Origin of the sequence: Actinomadura sp. K4S16 (genome assembly GCF_008327685.1) — a bacterium.
Lineage (GTDB): Bacteria > Actinomycetota > Actinomycetes > Streptosporangiales > Streptosporangiaceae > Spirillospora.
Genome location: NZ_BDDE01000022.1, coordinates 101,725 through 120,523, shown reverse-complemented (window position 1 = coordinate 120,523; position 18,799 = coordinate 101,725). Strand labels below are relative to the sequence as shown.

Genomic DNA, 18,799 nt, shown 5'->3' with positions numbered 1-18,799 from the left:
GGTTTCGGCGGTCGGGTGTCGGGAGGCGGGCGCCGGGAGGCGGCGGTCTCAGTGCGCGGCGGCGTTCCAGTCGGCGCCGGAGCCGATGGCGACCTCCAGGCCGACCGTGAGCGGGTAGGCGGTCGTCATCCCGGTCCGGACGATCTCCCGCACCGCGCCCTCCTCGCCGGGCGCCACCTCCAGGACGATCTCGTCGTGCACCTGGAGCAGCAGGCGGCTGGCGAGCCCGGCCGCGGTGAGCGCGTCGTCCACCCGCAGCATCGCGATCTTGACGATGTCGGCGGCGGAGCCCTGCACCGGGGCGTTCAGCGCCATCCGCTCGGCGGTCTCGCGGCGCTGCCGGTTCTCGCTGTTCAGGTGGGGCAGGTAGCGGCGGCGGCCGAGGATCGTGCGGGTGTAGCCGGTGGCCCTGGCCTCGGCGACGACGTGGTCGAGGTAGTCGCGGACGCCGCCGAGCCGCTCGAAGTAGGCGTCCATCAGCGGGCGCGCCTCGGCCACCGCGATGCCGAGCTGCTTGGCCAGGCCGAACGCCGACAGCCCGTACGCCAGCCCGTACGACATCGCCTTGATCCTGCGGCGCATGTCCGGGGTGACGGCCCCCGGGGCGGCCCCGAAGACCTGCGCGGCCATCGTGGTGTGCAGGTCCTCGCCGGACGCGAACGCCGCCAGCAGGGTCGGGTCCTGCGACAGGTGCGCCATGACGCGCAGTTCGAGCTGCCCGTAGTCGGCTGTCATCAGCGACTCGTGGCCCTCGCCGGGGGTGAAGGCGCGGCGGATGCGCCGCCCGTCCTCCGTCCGGACGGGGATGACCTGCAGGTTCGGCTCGGTGGAGCTGAGCCGGCCGGTCGCGGCGACGGTCTGCTGGAAGCTCGTGTGGATGCGGCCGTCCGCGCCGATCTCCCGGATGAGCCCGGCGACCGTGGAGCGCAGCCGCGCCTGGTCGCGGTGGCGCAGCAGGACCTGCGGCAGGCCGTTGTCGGTCCGGGTGGCGAGCCAGGTCAGCGCGTCCAGGTCGGTGGAGTACCCCGACTTGATCTTCTTGGTCCGGGGCAGGTCGAGCTCGCCGAACAGCACCTCCTGGAGCTGCTTGGTCGAGCCGGGGTTGAAGCGGCGCCCGGCGATCCCGGCGGCCTCGTCGGCGGCCCGCTCCATGGCGTCCGCGAAGTGCCGTTCCAGCTCGTGCAGGAGGCCGGCGTCCACGTGCACCCCGGCGCGCTCGGCGCGGGCGAGCAGGCGCGACAGCGGCAGCTCGACGTCCCGCAGGACCTCGTCCATGCCCGTGGACGCCAGGTCCGCGGCGAACACCCCGGCCAGGTCGAGGACGGCGCGGGCGCTCTGCATCAGCCCGGCCGCGCCCTCCCCGGACGGGCGCCGCCCGAGGTGGCGGCCCGCCAGGTCGGCGATCGCGTAGGCGGCGAGGCCGGGCAGCAGGAGGTAGGCGGCCATCGCGGTGTCGGTGGCGATCCCGTCGAGGCGCAGGCCGTGCTCGCCGAGGACGCGCAGCAGCGACTTCACGTCGTGCAGCGCCTTGGGCCGGTCCGCGTCGGCCAGCCAGGCGGCGAAGGCCCGCTCGTCCTCCGCGGCAAGGGCGGCGGGCTCGAACGACGCCGCGTGCCCGTCGCCGGCGGCCAGCGCGATCCGGTCGATGCCGCCCGCGCCGCGCGCCCACGTGTAGTCGGCGGCGAGCCCGGTCAGGCGGGTCGCGTGAGCGTCCAGCCAGCCGGGCAGCTCGCCCGGCTCCAGCTCCCGCCCCAGGATCGGCTCCGGCCCGTCCTCCTCCGGGGGACGTCCGCCGCCGGGGTCGGCGGCGAACAGGCGCTGGCGGAGGCTGGCGTTGCGGAACTCCAGCTCGTCGAGCAGGGAGGTGAAGGCGGCCAGGTCGTACGGGCGCCGCCGCAGGTCGGCGGGCGCCACCGGGAGGTCGAGGTCGCGGACGAGCTCGGTCAGCCGCCGGTTCAGCCGAACCGTTCCGGCGGCGGCGCGCAGCTTCTCCCCCGCCTTGCCCTTCACCTCGCCGGCGCGCTCCAGCAGGGCGTCGAGCGACCCGAACTCGCGGACCCACCTGGCGGCCGTCTTCTCCCCGATCCCGGGGATGCTCGGAAGGTTGTCGGACGGGTCGCCGCGCAGCGCCGCGAAGTCGGGGTACTGGGCCGGGGTCAGCCCGTACCTCTCCTGGACCGCGCCGGGCGTGTACCGGATCATCTCCGACGCCGTCCGGTAGTAGTACAGGACGGTGACGCGGTCGCTGACGAGCTGGAGCACGTCCCGGTCGCCGGTGACGATCAGCACGTCCATGCCGCCGGCCTCCGCGGCCGCCGCCAGCGTCGCGATGACGTCGTCGGCCTCGTAGCCGGGGGCGCGCAGCACCGGCACGCTCATCGCGGCGAGCAGCCGGTCCAGGATCGGGAGCTGGCTGCCGAACTCGCTCGGCGACCGCGCCCGGGTCGCCTTGTACTCGGGGAACGCCTCGGTGCGGAACGTCTGCCGGGAGACGTCGAACGCGACGGCCGCGTGCGTGGGGCGCTCGTCCCGCAGGACGTTGGCGAGCATGTTGGCGAACCCGTACACGACGTTGGTCGGCTGCCCGGAGGCGGTGCTGAAGTTCTCGACCGGCAGCGCGTAGAAGGCTCGGTAGGCCAGCGAGTGGCCGTCCAGGAGCAGCAGGCGGGGCCGGTCGGTCATGCGTCACATCCTGGCACCGGGGGCCGGGGCATGAAACCGCCCGCGGGGGTGTTGGCACCGGCATGACCAAGATCGAACTGGGCCGGCTCGGGATCTGGTGCCCCTGGCCGCTCCTGGACCCGGAACTGGCCAGAGACGTCGAGGAGCTCGGGTACGGCGCGATCTGGATCGGGGCCTCGCCCGGCGATCCGGACATCGCCGGGCGCGTCCTCGCCGCGACCGACCGCATCGTGGTCGCCACCGGCATCGTGAACATGTGGAGCACGCCGGCCGAGGAGGCCGCCGCGGGCTACCACCGGCTGAACGACGCGCACGGCGGCCGCTTCCTGCTCGGCGCCGGCATCGGCCACCGGGAGCGGGACCAGGAGTACCGCAGCCCGTACGAGACGATCGTGGACTACCTCGACCGGCTGGACGCCGGGAACGTCCCGGCGGAAGGGCGGGTCCTCGCCGCGCTGGGGCCGAAGGTGCTGCGGCTGGCGGCAGAGCGCGCCGCAGGCGCCCACCCGTACCTGACCACGCCCGAGCACACCAGGTCGGCGCGGGAGGTCCTGGGGGCCGGCCCGCTGCTCGCGCCGGAGCAGAAGGTCGTGCTCGAACCCGATCCGGTACGCGCCCGCGCGATCGCCCGGGAGACCCTGGGCCGCTACCTCGGCCTGCGCAACTACGTCGCCAGCTTCGAGCGGCTGGGGTTCACCGGCGACGACTTCGCCGGCGGCGGCAGCGACGCGCTCGTGGACGCCCTGGTCGCGCACGGCGACGCGGCGGCGGTGACCGAGCGGCTGACCGCCCATCTGGACGCGGGGGCGGACAGCGTCGCCGTCCAGGTGCTGACCGAGCCGGGCGGCGACCCCCGTCCCGCGCTGCGGGCGATCGCCGACGTGATGCTCTGACCTTGTTTCCGACCAGGGGCCGTGGCGGGGGCCGCACAAGGTGAGGGACGCGCCCTGTGCGGGGCGCGTCCCTCGGGGTGAGCGGTCCTGCCGGAGTCCTACCGGGTCGCGTGGTTGCCGATCTCGTCGGGCACCATGCGCTTCCTGGGCTGCGCCTGCCGGCGGGCGAGCTCATTGCCGTTGACCGTCAGGGTGCTGTGCGCGAACAGCTCGGTGACGGCGGAGGTGGCGTCGATCATCTGGTCGAAGCCCTTCAGGTCCACGTTGTCGTAGGTGTCGCAGGCCTGGTGGTAGCACGGGTCGTAGGCGAGGCCCGCGGTTCCGCCGTACACCTTCGCCTGCTCGGGGGTCTTGATGCCCTCGGCGCCGGTGAACAGGCCGCCGGCGGGGATGCCGACGGAGATGAAGGCGTCGTAGTCGGAGCGCCCGTTGAACGGCGTCGGGTCGGTGGCGAGCTTGCGCTTGGCGAAGTAGTCGGTGAACGCCTTCTCGATCGCGCCGGAGCCCGCGGGGGCCTCCACGTTGTTCTCGCCCGCGCTGTTGTCGCCGTCGTAGACGAAGTTCACGTAGTTGGGCGAGGCGAGCATGTCGAAGTCGAGCATCAGGGCGACCTTGGCGCGCTCGGCCTCCGGGAGGTTGTCGACGTAGTACTGCGAGCCGAGCAGGCCCTCCTCCTCGGCGCCCCAGAAGGCGAACCGCACCTTGTTGTGCACCTTGGAGCCGAGCTTGTTGATCTGCTTGGCCATCTCCAGCAGCGTCGCGGTGCCCGAGCCGTCGTCGTTGATGCCCGGTCCGGCGGTGACGCTGTCGTTGTGCGCGCCCACCACCACGACGTTGTCGGCCCTGCCGCGCTTGGTGTCGGCGATGACGTTGGCGGCCTTGCGCCGGTCGTTCAGGGTGTCGGTCTTCACCCGGAGCGTGACGCCGCCGTTCTGCGCCTGCTGGACGAGGGCCTTGCCGACCGCGTTCGTCGGGCCGACCACCGGGATGCCGTACGGCTTGGTCAGCGTCCCGCCGACCGGGCCCGGCTGGTCGGGCAGCTGGTAGATGACGACGGCGGCCGCGCCGGCGGCGATGGCGTTGTCGGTCTTCAGGGAGAAGAAGCAGCCGCCGCGCTGGATCAGCGCGATGTGGCCCTTCGGGAACCCGGCGAAGTCGCCGGCCTCGCAGCCGCTGCCGTCCCCGGTCGCCTCCGGGTCGACGGGCGTGGCCGCGGCGGTGACGTCGCCCGACCCGGAGTACTGGAGCGTCTCGAAGTCGCTGTGCGGCGCGAAGGTCTTCGGAGTGGGCGCGGTCTCGGCGAGGACCGGCTCCGACCGCTCCTCCCAGTAGTCGAACTCGAACTCCTGGACCGTCGGGGTGTATCCGGCCCGCTTGAGCTGGTCCGCGATGTACTTGATGGTGATCTTGTTACCGGGGAGCCCCGCGGCCCGGTTGCCGCCGTTGGCATCCGAGATCTTCTGCAGGTTCAGCTGGTGGTGCCGGACGTTCTTCAGCGTGACCAGCTTGGCCAGCTTGGACTGGGCCGGCCCGGCGGCTTGGGAGGGCACCGCGGCCACGGTGGTGGCGGCGAGCGACAACCCGGCGAGGACGGCTAGCGCGGCTCTGCGCATGCTCGGTCTCCGTTGGTGGGGGGACAAAGTAAACCGAAGCCTGACATGCGTCATTTTTTACAACAAGACACGACTCTGCATCGAAACGGCCAATATTGGCCTCGTTTTTCACGGCGGTCCCACGTCCGCCGCACCCCGGCCGGTTTCTCCGGGACCGGTCCACGAACCTCCGCCGAGTTGATCATTAAGCCCCGGAAAACATCCGGAAAACAAGATCATCTATTTCCGGATCTGGCCGCTGACCTGCGACGACATCGCGGAGGAGACGAGCGTTGCGCAGGCGCCGCGGGCCCGGGCGGCGCGTGCGCGCGGCGTCGGCCGCGGGGACGCTCGGGGGCCCCGGTTCACGCGGTGCACGCGAGAGGTCACAAGTCGCCGCAGGTGAGGCCACTGGTACCCGGCAAATCGAACTAAGTATGCTCCGGTGCCGCCAGGTCGGTCGGGGACGACCGGGATCGAGGACGATCAGGAGTGTGGGCCGGTGACGAAGCCCGAGCAGGTTCATGGCTCCCATGAGCGGGCGCGTACGCGGCCGGTCGGGCGGCGGATCGCGATGCTGCTCGCCATCCCGCTCGCCGCGCTGGTGGCGCTGTGGGCGTTCTCGGCCGGGACGACGCTGTCCGCCGCGCTGCAGCGGACCGACTTCACGCGGATGTACAAGGACATCGGGCTGCCCGCCGGCGCCGTCATCGGGACGCTCCAGCGCGAGCGCGCCGCCGCCGTCGTCGTGCTGAAGGCGCGGACCGGCGCCAGCGCCCGGGCCTACGAGGGCGTCGCGGGCAGGACCGACGCCGCCGTGGCGGCCTTCCGCTCGTCGGCCTTCAAGCCCGACCTCAGGGACGCGATGAGCCCGGAGATCTGGGAGCGCATGAAGGCGCTGAGCGCCAGCCTCGACCAGCTCGAGCCGCTGCGGACCCAGATCACCCAGGGCGCGGCCAGCACGGTGCAGGCCATCGACGCCTACAGCGGCTTCTCCGACACGACGTTCCGGCTGCTGACGACGTTCGTCAGCGTCGACGACACCTCCGTCTACCGGCAGAGCTCCGGGATCATGCACTTCTCGTGGGCGAGCGACTTCATGCTGCGCGAGGACGCCCTGCTGTCCGCGGTCGGCGCGCACCGGCTGAACGCGGCCGAGCGCATGGCCTTCGCGGGCTGGGCCGGCAACCGGGAGGAGTTCCTCTCGCTCGCCCGCGCCGAGGTGACCGGCGAGATCTCCCGGGTCATGGAGGGGGTCGCCACGTCCTCCGCCTACGGCAGCTTCACCTCGATGGAGAGCCAGATCCGCTGGCAGGGCCTCAGCCCGGGCGTCCGGGAGTGGCGGGCGGTCACGCAGGAGCTGACGCCGCTGTGGCAGAAGGCCTCCTCCCGCGCCGGCGACGTCCTGAACGACGAGCTCGTCGGGCCCGCCGGACGGCAGATCATGCTGCGCTTCTTCCTGGCCTGCGTCGTGGGCCTGCTGATCGTGGCCGCCTCGGTCGCGGTGCCGGTGCTGTTCGCCCGGCGGCTCGCGCAGGAGCTGCGCGACCTGCAGGCGTCGGCGCAGCGGCTCGCGCACGAGCGGCTGCCCGCGGTCGTGGCCCGGCTGCGGCGCGGCGAGAAGGTCGACGTCGACGCGGAGGCGCCGCGCCCGGAGCCTGGGCGCACGCGGGAGATCGCCCTGGTCGCCGACGCGTTCGACGCCGTCCAGCGGACGGCCGTGAGCACCGCGGTCGGCGAGGCCGAGCTGCGCGCCAGCATCAACCGGGTCTTCGTCAACCTGTCGTGGCGCAGCCAGTCGCTGCTGCACCGGCAGCTGCGGCTGCTGGACCAGATGGAGCGGCGCGCGTCCAGCCCCGAGGAGCTGGACGACCTGTTCCGCCTCGACCACCTCACCACCCGCATGCGGCGGCACGCCGAGGGCCTGGTCATCCTGTCCGGGTCGCCGACCGTCCGCGCCTGGGACCATCCGGTCGCCGCGGAGGACGTGGTGCGGGCCGCGATCGCCGAGGTGGAGGACTACACGCGGGTGGAGGTGACCGGCGCGTCGTCGGCCGCGGTCACCGGCGACGTCGTCGCCGACGTCATCCACCTGCTCGCCGAGCTGATCGAGAACGCGGCGTCGTTCTCCCCGCCGGCCACCGAGGTCACCGTCAAGATCGAGTCCGTGGCCAACGGGCTGGCCGTGGAGGTCGTCGACCGCGGCGTCGGACTGGAGGCCGACGAGCTGGAGGAGCTGAACCGGCGGCTCGCCAGCGCCGTGGAGTTCGACCTGGTCGACACCGAGCGGCTCGGCCTCTTCGTCGTCGCGCGCCTCGCCGCCCGGCACGGGATCCAGGTGTCGCTGCAGCCGTCCCCGTACGGAGGGACGACCGCGATCGTCCTCGTGCCGCACGCGCTGGTCGTCTTCGACGACGACTGGCACATGGGCCGCGGCCACGCCGGTGCGCCGCAGCCGGTCGGGTCGGCGGCGTCCGCGGGCATGGGCCCGGCACGGCTCGGCCGCCCGTCGCGTCCGGCGCTGCCCGGCCGGATCGTCCAGGACCGGACGTCCGGCGAGCCCGCCGGGCTGCCCGCCGGGCGGGGCCCCGTGCCGCCGCCGGCGCCGCCGCCCGAGCCGCTCCTCGACCCGCCCCTCGACCAGGCACGGCCGTTCGCGGACCGTGAGCCGCCGAACGGCGCCGGACCGGAGCCGGGCGGGGTGGAGGACAGCGAGGTCACGGGACGGCTCCCGCGCCGGGTCCGGCAGGGCTCCCTGGCCCCGCAGCTGCGCGGGCGGTCCGCGCCGCGGCACGCCCAGCCCGCCCCGGCGGGCGAGGACGACTTCGAAGAACCGAGCCCGGAGCTCAGCCGCGACCTGATGGCGTCGCTGCAGTCGGGATGGCTGCGCGGCAGGGTCGACGACGAGCCGGGCGAACTGGATCCACGCGATGAATGGGGGGAGTCATGATGCGGCAGGGCAACGCCGGCGGTGAACTCGACTGGCTGCTCGACGATCTGGTGCAGCGGGTCGGGGAGGTCCGCCAAGCCGTCCTGCTGTCCAGGGACGGGCTGGTCATGGGCGCCTCCGGGGACGTCACCCGCAAGGACGCCGAGTTCCTCGCGGCGCTGTCGTCGGGCTTCCACAGCCTGGCCAACGGCGCCCGCGAGCACTTCCAGGCCAAGCAGGTGCGGCAGACCGTCGTCGAACTGGACGGCCTGCTGTTCTTCGTCATGCCCGCGGGCAACGGGAGCTGCCTCGCCGTGCTGAGCGACGCGGGCGGCAACGCGGGGCTGGTCGCCTACGAGACGACCATGCTGATCAAGCGGGTGCGGCGCACGCTGTCGACCCAGCCGCGCGGCGCCGAGGCGCAGGATCCGCCGGTCCGCTCGGGCGCGTCAGGCTAGAGCCGGCCGTGGAGAGCCCGAGAGAGCGCTGGGTCGGGTCGGACGCCGGCCCGGTCGTCCGGCCCTACGCGGTGACCCGCGGGCGCACCCGCCCCCGCGGGCTCGTCCTGGACCTGGTGGCCATCCTCGTCGCGACCGGCCGGACCCCGGCCGACCGCGTCTGGCTGTCGCGCGAGCAGCGGCGGCTGCTGGAGCTGTGCCGGCGGCCCTCCACGCCCGCCGACCTCGCCTCGGAGACCGACCTGCCGCTGCGGGTCGTGCAGATCCTGCTGGAGGACCTGTACCAGTACGGCCTGATCGAGGAGATGCCGCAGGCCGCGCAGACCGAACGTCCCGACCCCCGCATCCTCATGAGAGTGCTCGATGAACTCCGCCGCCTTTGACCCGACCGCCGGCGCGCACGGGCGCGACGACGACGTCCCGCTCCACACCCTGAAGGTCCTGGTGGCCGGCGGCTTCGGCGTCGGCAAGACCACGCTGGTGAGCGCGGTGAGCGAGGTCCGCCCGCTGCGCACCGAGGAGGTCCTCACCGACGCCTCCGTGGGCGTCGACGACCTCGGCGGCGTGGAGGGCAAGACCACCACGACCGTGGCGATGGACTTCGGCCGGCTGACGTTCTCCGGCGGCGTCCGGCTGTACCTGTTCGGCACGCCGGGCCAGGAGCGCTTCTGGTTCATGTGGGACCAGATCGCCTACGGCGCGGTCGGCGCGATCGTCCTGGTCGACACGCGGCGGCTCAGCACGAGCTTCGCCGCCATCGACTTCTTCGAGCAGCGGGGGCTCCCGTTCGTCATCGCGGCGAACCGCTTCGAGGGCGCCCGCCGCTACACCGTGGAGGAGATCCGCGACGCGCTCGACGTCGACCGGGAGGTCCCGGTCATGATGTGCGACGTGCGGAGCCGGGAGGTGGCGCGCGGCGTCCTGGTGGCCCTCGTCGAGCACGCCCTGCAGTCGGCCCAGAACTAACCGGCCGCCATGCGGGCCACGATGAGGGACGCTAGCGCGGCGTAGGCGGCCGAGTCGTCCAGGCCGGTCTGCGCCTTGATCTCGCCGCGGTGGATGGACTCCATCACCTGCCCCGCGACGGCGCCGACGAACGCGGCGTCGCCGCCGGGGGCCGCCTCCCGGACGAGGCCCTGCACGCGCCGCACGGCGTACCGCGTGTTGCGCTTGTAGATCTCCCGCGCGGGGGCGAACGCGTCCAGGTCGGCGAAGAACGCGGCGGACGCGGGGGCCAGCTCGTCGGAGATCGCCCGCAGGTAGGCGCCGACGCGCTCACGCGGGTCGGCGCTGCCGTCGAGCACGGCCTCCACGCGCTCGGTGGCCCGGCGGAAGAAGGCCCGCACCACGGCCACGATGATCTGCTCCCGGCTCGCCGCGACCGAGTAGAGCGTGCTCTTGGAGCAGTGCAGCCGCGCGGCCAGGTCCGCGACGCCCAGCTCGGCGAAGCCGTGCTCCAGGAAGAGCTCCATGAGCCGGTCGATCAGCACCTCGCGCCGCCGCGTCGCCCGGGTCGCCCGCTCGTCCACCGAGGTCATGACGGCGAGAGTACCAAATCGGGTTCGCCAGTACTGCCTTTGGTACTGTTGGCCTGCCGAAAGGAGACCGCCCATGCCCGCCACCCGGCACCTGCCGACCTCCGAGTCCGAGGACCTGATCGCGCTCACCCGCGAGATCGCGGCCAAGGAGCTCGCGCCGCGCGTCGACGACGCCGAGCGGACCGGGGCGTTCCCCCGCGAGGTGTTCGCGACGCTGGGCCGGGCGGGCCTGCTGACGCTGCCGTACCCGGAGGAGTTCGGCGGCGGCGGCCAGCCCTACGAGATCTACCTCCAGGTCCTGGAGGAGATCGGGGCGGCCTGGGCGAGCGTCGGCGTCGGCGTCAGCGTGCACGCCCTGTCCTGCTTCCCCCTCTTCGCCTACGGCACCGACGAGCAGCGCGCCCGGTGGCTGCCCGACATGCTCTCCGGCGAGCGCCTCGGCGCGTACTGCCTGTCGGAGGCGCACGCGGGCTCCGACCCGGCCGCGATGCGCGCCAAGGCCGTCCGCGACGGCGACTCCTACGTCCTCAACGGCGCCAAGGCCTGGACGACCCACGGCGGCAAGGCCGACTTCTACACCGTCATGGCCCGCACGTCGGCGGAGAAGTCGCGCGGCATCTCCTGCTTCCACGTCCCCGCCGGCACGCCCGGCCTGGAGTTCGACGCGCCCGAGGACAAGATGGGCCTGATGGGCTCCACCACCGCGACCGTCCGGCTGGTGGACGCCCGCGTCCCCGCCGACCACCTGATCGGCCACGAGGGCCAGGGCCTGTCCATCGCCCTCGCCGGCCTGGACGCGGGCCGCCTCGGCATCGCGGCCGTCGCCACCGGCCTCGCCCAGGGCGCGCTCGACACCGCCGTCGCCTACGCCAAGGAGCGCGAGGCGTTCGGCAAGGCGATCATCGACCACCAGGGGCTCGCCTTCGTCTTGGCCGACATGGCCGCCGCCGTCGAGTCGTCCCGCGCCACCTACCTGGCGGCCGCCCGCCTCAAGGACGCGGACCGCCCGTACGGCCGCGAGGCGTCCATCGCCAAGCTGGTCGCCACCGACAACGCCATGAAGGTCACCACCGACGCCGTCCAGGTCCTGGGCGGCGCCGGCTACACCCGCGACTTCCCGGTCGAGCGCTTCATGCGCGAGGCCAAGGTCATGCAGATCTTCGAGGGCACCAACCAGATCCAGCGCCTGGTGATCTCCCGCCACCTCGCCCGCTAGCCGGATTCGACGCCGCGCTCGCGTAGTTCGCGGCGGATGTCGGCGGCGGTGAACGGGGAGCCGTCGGCCAGTTCCTCGGGGGCGACGCCCTCGCGGGCCGCGTCCGCGTAGGCGTTCAGCAGGTCGTCCCTCGCGGCTTCGACCTGTTCCGCGAGGTCGCAGTACCGGGTGGTGGCGAGCTTGACCTTCGCGCCGGCTTCTTCAGGACCCATGCGGCACACCTACCCGAACCGGAGCGCATCGTTCATGGGTGGTTTGTGCGGCGTGTCACGGTCTGCCGTCGGCCGGGGACCTACCGTCGGGTCATGTGGCAGTTCGTCGTGTGGGGGCTCATGGGGGCGGCGGCCAACCGCACGCTGGCCTTCCTCGAGGCGAACCGGCGCGTGAAGGGGCCGCCGTGGCGGTACCCGAAGGGGCCGGGCGGCCGGTACTACCTGTTCGCGTGCGCCCTGCACTGCATGCTCGCCGCGATGGTGACCTCGGCGGCCGCGGCGAGCGATCTGATCGACGCGCCGTGGGCGGCGTTCGCGTGCGGTGCGAGCGCCCCGGCCGTCATGGCGAAGCTCGGGCGGTACGCGCTCTGGGCGCTCCCGCCGGGCCCGGACGGCGACGTTGAGGACGACGGGCCTGGCCAGGCCGGATGAATGGGGGATGCGATGCCGAGTCCTGAGCACGGCTGGAAGAGGCTGCTGGTGGCGTTCTCCGACGCGCCGGCCGCGGGCGGGCCGGGTTCGGCGGCGCCCGGCGGAGCGGGCCGGGCGCGGCGGCTGCTGGAGGCGTTCTCGGACGCCTCCCCCGCGTTCGCCGCCGGCGGCCTCGCTCCCGCGCCCTCGGCCGCGGCCGATCTCGGACGGGCGCTCGCGCGGGGGGTCGTGGCGTTCGGCGTCCTCGGCGCGGCGTGCACCGCGTGGGCGGCCGCGGCCACGGGGACGCCGGCCGCGGCGCTGGTCGCCGCGTTCACGTTCGCCGTGCTGGCCCTGTTCGTCGCGCCGCTGCTGGAGTTCGCGCGCGCCAGGGCCGCGGCGGCCCGGGCGCAGGTCGTCCGCGCGCGGTCCGCCGGCCGGGGCGAGCGGTTCAGGGAGAGCTTCTGGCACGCGCTCGGCTCCGACGAGCGCGACGCCGTCCGCGGCGTCGCGCGCCCGCGCACCTTCGGGCCGGGCGCGCCGGTCCTGCGGCAGGGATACCCGGCCGAATACGTCGTCGTCATCCACTCGGGCTGGACGAAGGTCCGCGTCGACCGGGCGGGCGAGGAGCTGATCGTGGCCGTCCGCGGCCCCGGCGACCTCATCGGCGAGCGCGCGCTGTTCGAGGGGGACGACTGGTCGGCCACCGTCATCGCGCTCGACACCGTCGAGGCGCTCGTCGTCGGCGCGGCGGACTTCCGGCGCGTCGTGGAGCGGTACCCGGGCGTGCAGTCGGTGCTGGAGAAGCAGGCGCACGACCGCACCGTCGAGGCGGCGGCCCGCACTTCGGGCACCGAGCTCGCCGACACCGAGCGCCGGCTGGCCGCGCTGTTCACCACGCTGTCGCCGGCGCGGGACGGGGTGCTCCCGCTGACGGGCACCGAGCTGGCGGGCTGGACGTCGTCGTCGCCGGCGGCGGTGGCCAGCGTGCTCCGCGAGTGGGACGGCGCGGGGCTCGTCCGCGCCGAGGACGGGACGATCAGCGTCCTGGACCCGGCCCGGCTGGAGCGGCTCACCGCGGCCGGCGGGCCGCGTCCGGAGGCCGTGTCCGGGACCCTCTTCCTCACGGGGCAGGACTGCACGGTCCTGTTCGCCGACGTGGTGGGGTTCGACTCCCCGGCCTGGACCGAGGCGGACCGCGCGGCCGTCCGGCGGGTGCTGTTCCGGTCGCTGGAGGAGTCGTTCGCCGCCGCCGGGGTGCCCTGGGCCGCCTGCCACCGCGAGGACCGCGGGGACGGGCTGCTGCTCGTTGTCCCGCCCGGGGTCCCGGTGAGCGCGGCGGCGGACCCGCTGGTGCGGGCGCTCGCCGAGCGCATCGCCCGGCACAACGGGGGCGCGGCCGAGGGCCTGCGCTTCCAGGTGCGGGTCGCGCTCGACACGGGCCCGGTCCTCGCCGGGCCGGACGGGATCAGCGGGGACGCGCTCTCCCGCGCCACCCGGCTGCTGGACGCGGACGTGCTTCGCCGGCGGATGGCGTCCGGCGCGGGCGTCCTCGGGCTCATCGCCTCCCCCGCGGTCCACCGGACGGTCGCCGGAAGCGCACCGGGCTTCGAGCCTGTCGAGCTGGACGGGCCCGGCACCGCGTGGCTGCGGATCCATCCGGCGGCGACGACGGAGGGATGACGCGGGAATCCGTGCTGACGGGTCAGTCCTCGTGACGGCGCAGGTGGTCTTCGAAGGTGGGCCGGCGGTCCTTCCGGAGCGACCAAAGGCGCACGGCCACGTACACGACCGGAGCCAAGACCACCCGTGCCGCTCGCCTGCACACGCCCTTGAGCAACCGCAGCGGGTGTCTCAGAGCTGCGGCGACGATGAGAACCGCCACGGCGGTGCGTCCGATCCCCGAAAAGTCATCAGAGTCCCGCTCCGCTTTCTCCACGCCACCTCCGTACGCCCACCACAACCGTACGGCGGCCTAGGTCCGGTCACCGGTCTCCTGACTAGAGGCGGACGTACTCGTAGTCGAAGGGGCGGCCGTTGATGCCGTTGCGGGGCGGGGCGATCCAGGCGGCGATCCTGCCGCGCTCGTGGACGGGCCGCATCAGCGAGCGGACATGGGTCTTGTCGACCTCCGTCGGGAGCCAGGCGCCCTTGCGCCGCTCCCACTCGGCGGCGTCGAGCACCTCGCCGTCCGGCGCGGCCTCGATGCCGGCGAACGCGCCGACCTTGCGGTTGAACGCGATGCTCGGCAGGCGGAGGCGCTGCGGGAGGCCCGCCTCGGACAGGATGCGGTTCCAGCGGTTGACGCCGCTCTGGCAGTCGGCGATGTACGCGCGGCGCAGGTCGGTGTTCAGGCCGACGAGCGCGGCGACCTCGGTCTCCCCGATGGCGCCGTCGACGAGGGCGTCCACCATGACGGCGTCGTCGGTGAGGCGGTGGTCGTCCTTGCGGCGGTCCTCCATCCAGCGCCCCTTGAGCCCGGCCGTGTAGTAGTTCGCGACGTTGCTGGACGTCTCGGAGCCGAACAGGTCGAGCGAGACGGAGTAGTGGAAGTTCAGGTACTTCTGGACGACGTCGAGGGAGATCCCGCCGTGCGGGGCGACGTCGTCGGTGTCGTGCTCCTTCATCAGCTCGACGGTCCGCTCGACGACCCGGTCGATGCCCGTGGTGCCGACCATCATGTGGTGGGCCTCCTCCTTGAGCATGAACTCGCAGGTGCGCGACAGCGGGTCGAAGCCGGACTCCTTCAGCGTGCCGAGCTGGTACTTGCCGTCCCGGTCGGTGAAGTAGGTGAACATGAAGAACGAGAGCCAGTCGGGGGTCTCCTCGTTGAAGGCGCCGAGGATGCGGGGCGACTCCTCGCTGCCGGAGTTGCGGTGCAGGAGCTCCTCGGCCTCCTCGCGGCCCTCGCGCCCGAAGTGGGCGTGCAGGAGGTAGACCATCGCCCACAGGTGGCGGCCCTCCTCGACGTTCACCTGGAACAGGTTGCGCAGGTCGTAGAGGCTGGGCGCGGTGGCGCCGAGGTTGCGCTGCTGCTCCACGGACGCGGGCTCGGTGTCGCCCTGGATGACGATGAGGCGCTGCAGGTCGGCGCGGTACTCGCCGGGGACCTTCTGCCAGGCGGGCTCGCCCTTGTGCGCACCGAACCCGATGCGGCGGTCGCCGTCGCGCTCGGCCAGGAAGATGCCCCACCGGTAGTCCTTCATGGCGACGTGCCCGAAGTGCGCCCAGCCCTCGCGCCCGACGTTCACCGCCGTGCGCAGGTAGACCTCCCGCGTCGGCAGCGCCGGGCCCATCGACTCCCACCAGGACAGGAAGTTCGGCTGCCAGGACTCCAGCGCCCGCTGGAGGCGCCGGTCCTCGTGCAGGTCGACATTGTTGGGGATCTTCTCGGTGTAGTCGGCGGTGGTCGCCATCGGTCAGACTCGCTTTCGGTCGAAGTCGGCGCGCCGGCCGGTGCCGTAGCGGCGCAGCGCGCCCTCGGGGCCCGAGGCGTTGGGACGGTTGAAGATCCAGTTCTGCCAGGCGGTGAGCCGGCCGAAGATCTTGGTCTCCAGGGTCTCGGGACCGGGGAAGCGGTAGTTGGCCTCCAGGCCGGTCAGCGCGTCCGGGCTGAAGCTCGCCCGCTCCTCGACGGCGATGCGGACCTCCTCGTCCCAGTCGATGTCGTCGGGCGCGAACGTGACGAGGCCGAGGCGCTCGGCGTCGGCGGCCTCCAGCGGCTTGCCGGCGGCGTCCCGGACGGCGGCGAGGCCCTCGCCGTCGCCGAGGAACCGGGTCTCCAGCCGGGTCAGCCCGTTGCCCATCGGCAGCGGCCCGAGGTTCATCGCATCCACGGTGACGGCGGCGGGGTCGGCGTCCGGGTCGACGTCCTCGAAGACGCCGTCGAGCTGGTACACGCGGTCGGCGGCGAGCGCGAACTCCAGCAGCGACCCGGCGAAGCAGCTGCCCGGCTCGGCGAGCGCGATCAGGCTGCGGCTCGTCACGTCGAGGCGCTTGAGGGTCCGCTTGAGGTAGAGGACGATCTCGTTCGCCAGCCAGTCGTCGCGGGCGTCCAGCAGGAGCCGGTCGTGGTCCAGGACGCGCCGCGCGTCTCCGCTGGTCCGGATGACCCACGTGCCGAGCTCCGGCTCGTTCGCGCGCAGGTCGAGGATCAGGTCGTCCAGTTCGCGGGTGACGGCGAGCGTCCAGAAGGCGGCGCCCTGCCGGTGGACGCCCGCGATGTCGGCGGGCGCGTCGGCCGCAGGGCCGGCGACGGTGATCTCGGCGGCGCCCGCGTCCCGGTCGAGCTCGGCGGTCACGTGCTCGTAGGCGACGGACGTGCCGGTCCGGGTCTTCTCCAGCGGCGTCAGGGCGATGCCCTCGGCACCCTCGGGGCGAGACGACCGGGCGGCCAATTCCCTCGCGCGCGCGGCGACGGTCTCGGCCCACGCCGTCCGGGGCACCGCCTCGTCGACCAGCCGCCACGCGACGGCCTTCTTGCCGCCCAGCCCTTCGGCCCTGGTGGAGAAGTAGTCGGCGCGGTCGCGGCGCACGTGCCGCTTGTCGGTCACCCGGGTCAGGCCGCCCGTCCCGGGGAGGACGCCCAGCAGCGGCAGCTCCGGCAGCGACACCGTGGACGACCGGTCGTCGACGAGCATGATGTGCTCGCAGGCGAGGGCCAGCTCGTAACCGCCGCCGGAGGCGGTGCCGTTGAGGGCGGCCAGGTAGGTCTGCCCGGAGTGGGCCGTCGCGTCCTCGATGCCGTTGCGGGTCTCGTTGGTGAACTTGCAGAAGTTCACCTTCCACGCGTGCGCGGACGCCGCCAGCATCCGGATGTTGGCCCCGGCGCAGAAGATCTTCTCCTTGCCGCTGGTGACGACCACCGCCCGCACCTCGGGGTGCTCGAACCGCAGCCGCTGGACGGCGTCGTACAACTCGACGTCCACGCCCAGGTCGTAGGAGTTGAGCTTCAGCTCGTATCCCGGGACGAGGCCGCCGTCCTCGTCCACGTCCATCGTCAGCGTCGCCACCGGGCCGTCGACGTCCAGCCTCCAATGCCGGTAGCCGGACGGGTCCACCCGGAACTCCACGTGGGGGCCGCTCATGCGATGTCCTTCCGCCGGTGCCGTCTCCACCATGCTCCACAAATTCCATTCAATACGTCAAGAGTTTGTAGCACATCGACCCGTGCGGCCGCCCCGGGCGGAGCGGTCCGCGCGGACCCGTCAGGGCGTGCCGAGCAGGGTCGAGGCGAGTTCCCGGACGGCGAAGCGCCGCAGCTTGCCGGTGGGCGTCGTGGGGAGCTTGTCCACGACCAACACCTCGCGGGGGCGCTTGAAGGACGCGAGGCCCGCCCGGCAGAACGCGATCAGCTCGGTCGGCTCGGCGGCCGCCCCCTCCTTGAGGACGACGCAGGCGACGGGCTTGTCCAGGCCGTCGGCGTCCGGCAGCCCGACGACGGCGGCCATCGACACCGCGGGGTGCTCCAGCAGCCGGCCCTCCACCTCCGCCGGCGAGACCCAGATGCCGCCGGCCTTGAGCATGTCGCCCGTCCGGCCGAGGCAGGTGTAGTAGCCGTCCTCGTCCACCACGTAGGTGTCGCCCGTGCGCAGCCACTCCCCCTGGAAGACCTGCCGGGTCGTGTCGGTGCGGCACCAGTAGCCCGTCGCGATCGACGCGCCCTTCACCAGCAGCGAGCCGGGCGTCCCCGGCGGGACGTCGGCTCCGTCGGCGTCCACGACCCGCAGTTCGTAGCCGGGCACGGCCGTCCCGGTGGTGCCGGGCCGCACCTGCCCCGGGCGGTTGGACAGGAAGATGTGCAGGCACTCCGTGGAGCCGATCCCGTCGATGATCTCCACGCCGTACCGCGCGGTGAAGCACCGGCACAGCTCGGCGGGCAGCGGCTCCCCCGCCGACACCGCCAGCCGGACGGACGCGAACGCCTCCACCGGGACCTCGGCGTTGAGGATCGCGGCGTAGAAGGTCGGGACGGCGAAGAACAGGGTCGGCCGGTACTCGGCCAGCCGCGCGGCCACCGAGGCCGGGGTCGGGCGGTCCGGGTCCAGGACCGCCGTCGCGCCGGCGGCTAGGGGGAAGAACAGCGAGTTGCCGATCCCGTAGGCGAAGAAGAGCTTGGCGACCGAGTAGCAGCGGTCGTCCGGCCGGATGCCGAGGACCTGGCGGCCGTAGGTCTCCACGACGTGGCGGATGTTGGCGTGCCGGTGCATCGCGCCCTTCGGCCGGCCCGTCGTCCCGGACGTGTAGAGCCACAGGGCGCTGGAGTCGTCCGACGTCGCGTAAGGCTCGGCCGGTTCGCCTCCATGGGCCCGCCCCTCGCGGACCAGGTCCTCGAAGGCGTCCACCCGCACGCCCGCCGGGGCGCGGAACGGCGCGTCGCCCTCCACCGCGACGCGCCGGACGCCGGGCGCGTGCGCGAGGGCCGACTCGGCGGCGACCGCGAACCGGCCGCTGACCAGCAGCACCCTGGCGCGCGCGTCGGCCAGCAGGGCGCCCAGCTCGGCGCCCGTCAGCATCGTCGACACCGGGACCGGGACGGCGCCGAGCCGCATCGCGCCCAGGATCGCGGCGGCCATGGACGGGCCGTCGGCCATGAACAGCACGACCCGCTCCTCGGCGCGCAGACCCCACCGTTCGAGGCCGGCGGCGATGCTCCCGGCCAGCTCGCCCAGCTCGGCGTAGCCGAGGTCGCCGCCCGGACCGGTCAGCGCCGTCCGGGCCGCGGCGCCCGGCTCGGACGCCGCCCGGAGCAGGTAGTCGGATGCGTTGAACGTGTCGGGCGGGACCGGTGCGGTCGCCGTTTCAGCGGTCATCGGGGTCTCCCCTCGCCGGGAACCGTGGCCCCAATGCTCTACATGGACGAAACGCT

At 73.3% G+C, this 18,799-nt stretch carries 16 protein-coding genes; 8 read left to right on the top strand and 8 right to left on the bottom strand.

From position 1 onward, the window contains the following. Window positions 1–48 precede the first annotated feature (48 nt). Complete coding sequence (gene polA, locus K4S16_RS34500) at window positions 49–2,682, bottom strand: DNA polymerase I (RefSeq protein ID WP_149263264.1); 2,634 nt, start codon at window positions 2,680–2,682, stop codon at window positions 49–51. 62 nt (window positions 2,683–2,744) lie between these two features. Here polA and K4S16_RS34495 point away from each other — a divergent pair, with 62 nt between their 5' ends. Beyond that, a complete protein-coding gene (locus K4S16_RS34495) occupies window positions 2,745–3,575 on the top strand; it encodes an LLM class F420-dependent oxidoreductase (protein ID WP_149263263.1) in 831 nt (276 codons plus the stop codon). Window positions 3,576–3,673: 98 nt separating this feature from the next. On the opposite strand, the gene K4S16_RS34490 is transcribed toward K4S16_RS34495, so the two are convergent. Then, a complete protein-coding gene (locus K4S16_RS34490) occupies window positions 3,674–5,188 on the bottom strand; it encodes a M28 family metallopeptidase (RefSeq protein WP_149263262.1) in 1,515 nt (504 codons plus the stop codon). 481 nt (window positions 5,189–5,669) lie between these two features. Between K4S16_RS34490 and K4S16_RS34485 the strand changes: the two genes are divergently transcribed. From K4S16_RS34485 to K4S16_RS34470, 4 genes are read left to right on the top strand one after another with little or no spacing between them, the layout of a single operon-like run. Beyond that, window positions 5,670–8,117 carry a nitrate- and nitrite sensing domain-containing protein gene (locus tag K4S16_RS34485; RefSeq protein ID WP_149263261.1) on the top strand — a complete coding sequence of 816 codons (2,448 nt, stop codon included), beginning with the start codon at window positions 5,670–5,672 and terminating at the stop codon, window positions 8,115–8,117. Beyond that, window positions 8,114–8,554, top strand: a complete 441-nt coding sequence (locus K4S16_RS34480) for a roadblock/LC7 domain-containing protein (RefSeq protein WP_308800931.1) — start codon at window positions 8,114–8,116, stop codon at window positions 8,552–8,554. The genes K4S16_RS34485 and K4S16_RS34480 overlap by 4 nt, the downstream gene beginning before the upstream one ends. Window positions 8,555–8,562: 8 nt before the next feature. Continuing rightward, entirely contained in the window at window positions 8,563–8,937 is a 375-nt protein-coding gene (locus tag K4S16_RS34475; RefSeq protein WP_149263260.1) for a DUF742 domain-containing protein, read from the top strand. Then, on the top strand, window positions 8,918–9,520 hold the full coding sequence (locus tag K4S16_RS34470) for an ATP/GTP-binding protein (protein ID WP_149263259.1): 603 nt from the start codon (window positions 8,918–8,920) through the stop codon (window positions 9,518–9,520). The genes K4S16_RS34475 and K4S16_RS34470 overlap by 20 nt, the downstream gene beginning before the upstream one ends. On the opposite strand, the gene K4S16_RS34465 is transcribed toward K4S16_RS34470, so the two are convergent. Beyond that, a complete protein-coding gene (locus tag K4S16_RS34465; protein WP_149263258.1) occupies window positions 9,517–10,092 on the bottom strand; it encodes a TetR/AcrR family transcriptional regulator in 576 nt (191 codons plus the stop codon). The genes K4S16_RS34470 and K4S16_RS34465 overlap by 4 nt on opposite strands. 73 nt (window positions 10,093–10,165) lie before the next feature. On the opposite strand from K4S16_RS34465, the gene K4S16_RS34460 reads away from it, so the two are divergent. Then, entirely contained in the window at window positions 10,166–11,308 is a 1,143-nt protein-coding gene (locus K4S16_RS34460) for an acyl-CoA dehydrogenase family protein (RefSeq protein WP_149263257.1), read from the top strand. On the opposite strand, the gene K4S16_RS34455 is transcribed toward K4S16_RS34460, so the two are convergent. Then, entirely contained in the window at window positions 11,305–11,520 is a 216-nt protein-coding gene (locus K4S16_RS34455; RefSeq protein ID WP_149263256.1) for a hypothetical protein, read from the bottom strand. The genes K4S16_RS34460 and K4S16_RS34455 overlap by 4 nt on opposite strands. A 93-nt stretch (window positions 11,521–11,613) precedes the next feature. Here K4S16_RS34455 and K4S16_RS34450 point away from each other — a divergent pair, with 93 nt between their 5' ends. After that, window positions 11,614–11,952 carry a hypothetical protein gene (locus K4S16_RS34450; protein WP_149263255.1) on the top strand — a complete coding sequence of 113 codons (339 nt, stop codon included), beginning with the start codon at window positions 11,614–11,616 and terminating at the stop codon, window positions 11,950–11,952. Between the two features lie 12 nt (window positions 11,953–11,964). Beyond that, on the top strand, window positions 11,965–13,614 hold the full coding sequence (locus K4S16_RS34445) for a cyclic nucleotide-binding domain-containing protein (RefSeq protein ID WP_160161127.1): 1,650 nt from the start codon (window positions 11,965–11,967) through the stop codon (window positions 13,612–13,614). A gap of 22 nt (window positions 13,615–13,636) precedes the next feature. Here K4S16_RS34445 and K4S16_RS34440 read toward each other — a convergent pair whose 3' ends face one another. From K4S16_RS34440 to K4S16_RS34425, 4 genes are all read right to left on the bottom strand, one after another. Then, window positions 13,637–13,870: a hypothetical protein gene (locus K4S16_RS34440; RefSeq protein WP_149263253.1), complete on the bottom strand. Its 234-nt coding sequence runs from the start codon at window positions 13,868–13,870 to the stop codon at window positions 13,637–13,639. 61 nt (window positions 13,871–13,931) lie between these two features. Next, window positions 13,932–15,347 (bottom strand): benzoyl-CoA 2,3-epoxidase subunit BoxB, encoded by a 1,416-nt coding sequence (gene boxB / locus K4S16_RS34435; protein WP_149263252.1) that lies wholly within the window; start codon window positions 15,345–15,347, stop codon window positions 13,932–13,934. Between the two features lie 3 nt (window positions 15,348–15,350). Then, entirely contained in the window at window positions 15,351–17,018 is a 1,668-nt protein-coding gene (gene boxC / locus K4S16_RS34430; RefSeq protein ID WP_149263251.1) for a 2,3-epoxybenzoyl-CoA dihydrolase, read from the bottom strand. A gap of 120 nt (window positions 17,019–17,138) precedes the next feature. Further along, entirely contained in the window at window positions 17,139–18,743 is a 1,605-nt protein-coding gene (locus K4S16_RS34425) for a benzoate-CoA ligase family protein (RefSeq protein ID WP_149263250.1), read from the bottom strand. Window positions 18,744–18,799 lie beyond the last annotated feature (56 nt).

What these genes read in the sequence shown, in the direction of transcription:
- polA (WP_149263264.1), bottom strand. Translation starts at nt 2,682, where the DNA reads ATGACCGACCGGCCCCGCCTGCTGCTCCTGGACGGCCACTCGCTGGCC.
- K4S16_RS34495 (WP_149263263.1), top strand. Translation starts at nt 2,745, where the DNA reads ATGACCAAGATCGAACTGGGCCGGCTCGGGATCTGGTGCCCCTGGCCG.
- K4S16_RS34490 (WP_149263262.1), bottom strand. Translation starts at nt 5,188, where the DNA reads ATGCGCAGAGCCGCGCTAGCCGTCCTCGCCGGGTTGTCGCTCGCCGCC.
- K4S16_RS34480 (WP_308800931.1), top strand. Translation starts at nt 8,114, where the DNA reads ATGATGCGGCAGGGCAACGCCGGCGGTGAACTCGACTGGCTGCTCGAC.
- K4S16_RS34470 (WP_149263259.1), top strand. Translation starts at nt 8,918, where the DNA reads ATGAACTCCGCCGCCTTTGACCCGACCGCCGGCGCGCACGGGCGCGAC.
- K4S16_RS34465 (WP_149263258.1), bottom strand. Translation starts at nt 10,092, where the DNA reads ATGACCTCGGTGGACGAGCGGGCGACCCGGGCGACGCGGCGGCGCGAG.
- K4S16_RS34460 (WP_149263257.1), top strand. Translation starts at nt 10,166, where the DNA reads ATGCCCGCCACCCGGCACCTGCCGACCTCCGAGTCCGAGGACCTGATC.
- K4S16_RS34455 (WP_149263256.1), bottom strand. Translation starts at nt 11,520, where the DNA reads ATGGGTCCTGAAGAAGCCGGCGCGAAGGTCAAGCTCGCCACCACCCGG.
- K4S16_RS34450 (WP_149263255.1), top strand. Translation starts at nt 11,614, where the DNA reads ATGTGGCAGTTCGTCGTGTGGGGGCTCATGGGGGCGGCGGCCAACCGC.
- K4S16_RS34445 (WP_160161127.1), top strand. Translation starts at nt 11,965, where the DNA reads ATGCCGAGTCCTGAGCACGGCTGGAAGAGGCTGCTGGTGGCGTTCTCC.
- boxB (WP_149263252.1), bottom strand. Translation starts at nt 15,347, where the DNA reads ATGGCGACCACCGCCGACTACACCGAGAAGATCCCCAACAATGTCGAC.
- boxC (WP_149263251.1), bottom strand. Translation starts at nt 17,018, where the DNA reads ATGAGCGGCCCCCACGTGGAGTTCCGGGTGGACCCGTCCGGCTACCGG.
- K4S16_RS34425 (WP_149263250.1), bottom strand. Translation starts at nt 18,743, where the DNA reads ATGACCGCTGAAACGGCGACCGCACCGGTCCCGCCCGACACGTTCAAC.